General features: G+C 69.2%; 1 protein-coding gene. It reads right to left on the bottom strand.

Features of this window, described 5'->3' with window-relative positions; translation table 11 throughout:
• The coding region (locus tag L995_RS10315; RefSeq protein WP_047471415.1) for a branched-chain amino acid ABC transporter substrate-binding protein at window positions 1-639 on the bottom strand (639 nt) is incomplete at both ends.

Below are 639 nucleotides of genomic sequence, written 5' to 3'. Positions count from 1 at the left end.
CCGCGTTGAGCATGGGGCCGGCCTGGGCATCCAGGCCGCCGAAGAAGATGGCGTCGGGCTTCTTGCCCTTGATGGCCGTGAGGATGGGGACGAAGTCCGTGGACTTGTCGCCGGTGTACTGCTTGTCCACGATCTCGATGCCCTGCTCGCGCGCCTGGGCCTCGAACAGCGCCACGATGCCCTGGCCGTAGGCCGAGCGGTCATCGATGATGGCCACGCGCTTGACGCCCAGCTTGCCCACGGCGTGGGACACCAGCGCATCGACCATGGCGCGGTCGTCGGCGATCACGCGGTACGTGGTGTCATAGCCCGACTGGGTGATGGCCGGGTTGCTGGCCGCCGGCGTGACCATGACGATGCCGCAGTCCTGATAGATGGACGTGGCCGGCAGCGTGGTGCCCGACTGCAGGTGGCCGACCACGGCCGCCACCTTCTTGTCGCACAGGCGCCGGGCCAGGGCCACGGCCTGGCCGGGGTCGCCGCCGTCGTCGCCGGCCTCCAGCTTCCAGTGCAGCTTGCGCCCGCCGATCTCCAGGCCCTTGGCATTGAGATCGTCCAGGGCCATGCGCACGCCGTTTTCCTCATCCTTGCCCAGGCTGGCAATGGGGCCGGACACCGGCCCGGCATGGGCAATGCGCA

The sequence above is a fragment of the Delftia sp. ZNC0008 genome (assembly GCF_000799035.1).
GTDB classification, from domain to species: Bacteria; Pseudomonadota; Gammaproteobacteria; order Burkholderiales; family Burkholderiaceae_C; genus Comamonas; species Comamonas tsuruhatensis.
The sequence above is the reverse complement of the archived record's forward strand: the minus strand, read 5'-3'. Positions and strand labels throughout refer to the sequence as shown.